The 2,960-nt window shown below is 70.5% G+C and carries 3 protein-coding genes; all 3 read right to left on the reverse strand.

Annotated elements, in window-relative coordinates; genetic code table 11:
* Positions 1–569, reverse strand: a 569-nt coding sequence (locus ACFVHV_RS43575) for an ABC transporter permease (RefSeq protein ID WP_380359406.1), incomplete at its 3' end; no start/stop codon positions are given.
* Positions 556–1,368 carry an ABC transporter ATP-binding protein gene (locus tag ACFVHV_RS43580; protein WP_380359407.1) on the reverse strand — a complete coding sequence of 271 codons (813 nt, stop codon included), beginning with the start codon at positions 1,366–1,368 and terminating at the stop codon, positions 556–558. The genes ACFVHV_RS43580 and ACFVHV_RS43575, both read right to left, overlap by 14 nt.
* A 121-nt stretch (positions 1,369–1,489) precedes the next feature.
* Positions 1,490–2,644: an aliphatic sulfonate ABC transporter substrate-binding protein gene (locus ACFVHV_RS43585; protein WP_380359410.1), complete on the reverse strand. Its 1,155-nt coding sequence runs from the start codon at positions 2,642–2,644 to the stop codon at positions 1,490–1,492.
* Positions 2,645–2,960 lie beyond the last annotated feature (316 nt).

Raw genomic sequence — 2,960 nt, forward strand, 5'->3', positions numbered from 1 at the left:
ACCTGGTCGATGCCGGCGACGAGGCCGTTGGCGATGGAGGGGACGGCGCCGAGCAGGATGACGGCGTACATCATGGAGTCGTTGATGCCGAGCCAGATGACGGCGGCGGGCACCCAGGCGACGGAGGGCAGGGACTGCAGGCCCTGCAGGACCGGGCCGATGGCGGTGCGCACGGGTCTGACACGGGCGACGACCAGGCCGATGGGGGTGCCGATGAGCACGGCGAGGAGGAACCCCGACAGGCCGCGCCACACGCTGGTCCAGATGATGGAGAACAGCGTGCCCTGGTACCAGAGGTCCTGGCCGGAACGCCACACGTCCGCCGGGCTGGGCAGCTTGTAGGCGGACGTCAGCTCCAGGCTGTACGCCCCCTGCCACAGCGCCAGCACCACCAGCACACCGACCAACGGCGGCAACGCCTTGCTCCGCAACACCTCACCGAACGAGCCGCGCTGCGCGGTGACGGTGTCCAGGGCGTCCAGGCCCGCGCCGACGCCGGCGGTGTCGCTCGCGCCCTGCGGAATCTTGTCGTTCTTCTCCAGGACAGGGGTGGTGTCAGTGCTGGCCATGGCGACGGATCTCCCCACGCAGTTCTTCGGTGATCTCGATGGACAGGTCGGCGACGCCGGCGGATTCGATGCGGCGTGGCTGGGGCAGGTCGATCCGCCATTCGCGGGCGACCCGGCCGGGGCGGGAGGAGAGGAGGACGACGCGTTGGGCGAGGCGTACGGCCTCGCGGACGTTGTGGGTGACGAAGAGGACGGTCAGCTGTCGTTCGGCCCAGATGCGGGTGATCTCGTCGTGGAGGACGTCGCGGGTGATGGCGTCGAGGGCGGCGAAGGGTTCGTCCATGAGGAGGACCTGGCTGCCCTGGGCGAGGGCGCGGGCCATGGCGACGCGCTGGCGCATGCCGCCGGAGAGTTCGTGGACGCGTTTGCCGTGGGCGCCGTCGAGGCGGACGAGTTCGAGGAGGCGTTCGGCTTCGGTGCGGCGTTCGGGGCGGGGGACGCCGGCGAGCTTGAGGGCGAGTTCGATGTTCTTGCCGGCGGTGAGCCAGGGGAAGAGGGCGTGTTCCTGGAACATCAGTGCGGGGCGGCCGCCGGGTACCTGGATGTCGCCGGCGGTGGGTGCGTCGAGACCGGCGACGAGGTTGAGCAGGGTGGACTTGCCGCAGCCCGAGGCGCCGAGCAGGGTGACGAACTCGCCGGGCGCGACGTCGAGGGTGATGTCGTCCAGGACGTGGGTCCGGGCGCCGGGGCGGCCGAAGGACTTGTGCACGTGCGAGATGCGGACGGCGGGCGTGCCGTCGGCCGCGGCGAGGGCGGCCGCGTCGGTGGGGTCGGCCGAGGTGGTCAGTGCCGGGGTCATCCGGGCACCTCCTGCGTCAGTGGTCGGGCTGGCGGGAGAGTCGGAGCCGGGGTCCGGGCCCCGCCCGCGGCGGTGGGCATCGATCGGGGATCGACCGGGCGGGCGGGGCCGGACCTCGGAGTTACTTGGAGCCGAGTCCGGCGTCCGCCACGGCGGGCTGGCCCTTGGCCGCGAGGACCTTGTTCAGCAGGGTGAGGTCGTAGATGCCGTTCAGGTTGGGCTTCTTGAGGAGCCCGGCGGTGACGGCGTGGTCGGCCTCGGACTGCAGGGTGGTGGCCAGCGGGTCGTCCAGGAAGTCGATGTCGGCCCAGGCCGGGTCGAGGATCGCCGGCTCCAACGCGTTGCCGGCCTCCTTCTTGATGGCCTCGTTGGCGTCGGCCTTGGCCTTGTCCGGGTTGGCCTTGATGAAGGCGTTGGTGTTCACCGAGCCGCGCAGCACGGCTTCCACCACGTCCGGGTGCTCCTTGAGGAACTTCTGCGAGACGATGATGTTGGTGATGACGAACTTCTTGTCCGGCCAGACGTCCTTCTCGTTGAGGAGGACCTTCGCGCCGAGGGTGACGAGCTTGGAGGCGGTGGGTTCGGGGACCCAGGCGCCGTCTATGGAGCCCTGCTTGTAGGCGTCGGGGGTGACCTTGTTGTCGGTGCGCACGACGGAGACGTCGCCCGCGCCGGAGGCCGCGTCGACCTTGAGGCCCTTGCCGGCGAGGTAGTTGAGCAGTGCCACGTCCTGGGTGTTGCCCAGCTGTGGGGTGGCGATCTTCTTGCCCTTGAGGTCGTCCAGCGAGGAGACCTTGTCGGGGTTGACGACCAGCTTGACGCCGCCGGAGGCGGAGCCGCCGATGATCTTCAGGGACTGGCCGTCGGACTTGGTGTAGCCGTTGATCGCGGGGGAGGGGCCGATCCAGCCGATGTCGATGGATCCGGCGTTGAGCGCCTCGATCTCGGCCGGGCCGGCGTTGAAGACCTGGGTTTTGATCTGGGTGGCGCCCAGCTCCTTCTGGAACAGCCCCTCCTGGAGGCCGACCAGCGGGGTGCCGTGGGTGAGGTTGGAGAAGTAGCCGATCTTCACCGTGTCCGCGGACAGCTTCGCGCCGGTGGCCGAACCGGCCGCGGTGGCGGCGGTGTTGGCCTTGTCGTCGGCCTTGGAGCCGTAGCTGCAGGCGGACAGCAGGGCGGCGGCGGTCAGACCGGCGGCGGCGGCCGCGGCGGTGCGTCTGATCCGGCCGGCGTTCGGGCGGAGGGGGGTATGCGAAGGCGTCGGGTTCGGTGCCATGGTGGAGTCCTGTTCACGGACGGACCGTCAGGAAGCGGTCCGGGACGGACGATCGGAAGGTGGCGCTGCGGCAGCGGGGTGCCGGGGCAAGCCGGGCGGCTGTGGGGGATGGACAGCCCGGTGACAGGGCGTTCTCAGCCCTGTCGGCCCGCACATCGGGTCAGGCCGCCCTGGCCGCTGCCGAGGACGCCGCTGCCGATGCGGCCGCCTTCCTTGTCCATGCCCGAGAAGGCCTCGCTGGGCATCAGACCCAGTCCTCCTCTGTGGTGTCCGTGGCGCGTACCGTGTCGAACGCCTCGCCCGCCATGCCGGCGGT

It is taken from the genome of Kitasatospora sp. NPDC127116, assembly GCF_042677365.1.
GTDB lineage: Bacteria > Actinomycetota > Actinomycetes > Streptomycetales > Streptomycetaceae > Kitasatospora > Kitasatospora lactacystinica.